Below are 514 nucleotides of genomic sequence, written 5' to 3'. Positions count from 1 at the left end.
ACCTTCATGTAGGGCATGGTCGTGGTCAGCAGTGCCGACATGCCGATGATGTCGGGCTGATGCTGCTCGATCGCATCGAGATATTTTTCGACCGCATTGTTGATGCCGAGGTCGATGACGTCGAAGCCGGCACCTTCCATCATCATGCCGACGAGGTTCTTGCCGATGTCGTGGATGTCGCCCTTGACGGTGCCGATCACCATCTTGCCCTGCTTGGGCGCGCCGGTGGCGGCAAGCAGCGGGCGCAGGATGAACATGCCGGCCTTCATGGCATTGGCCGAAAGCAGCACTTCCGGCACGAACAGGATGCCGTCGCGAAAATCCTCGCCGACGATGCGCATGCCTTCGACCAGCGCCTCGGTCAGCACCTTGTAGGGCACCCAACCGCGCTCGAGCAGGATCTGCGTGCCTTCCTCGATCTCTTCCTTCAGCCCGTCATAAAGATCGTCGTGCATCTGCTGCACCAACTCGTCGTCGGAAAGTTCGGAAAGGATGATCTCGTCGTCGGACATTT

At 59.3% G+C, this 514-nt stretch carries 1 protein-coding gene; it reads right to left on the bottom strand.

The genetic code is table 11. From position 1 onward, the window contains the following. The coding region (locus OOJ09_RS31955) for a corrinoid protein (RefSeq protein ID WP_269909028.1) at nt 1–512 on the bottom strand (512 nt) is incomplete at its 3' end. Nucleotides 513–514: the final 2 nt, after the last annotated feature.

This window comes from Mesorhizobium qingshengii (assembly GCF_027563465.1).
GTDB classification, from domain to species: domain Bacteria; phylum Pseudomonadota; class Alphaproteobacteria; order Rhizobiales; family Rhizobiaceae; genus Mesorhizobium; species Mesorhizobium qingshengii_A.
Note: the sequence above shows the minus strand (reverse complement) of the source record. Positions and strands in the feature narration are given on the sequence as shown.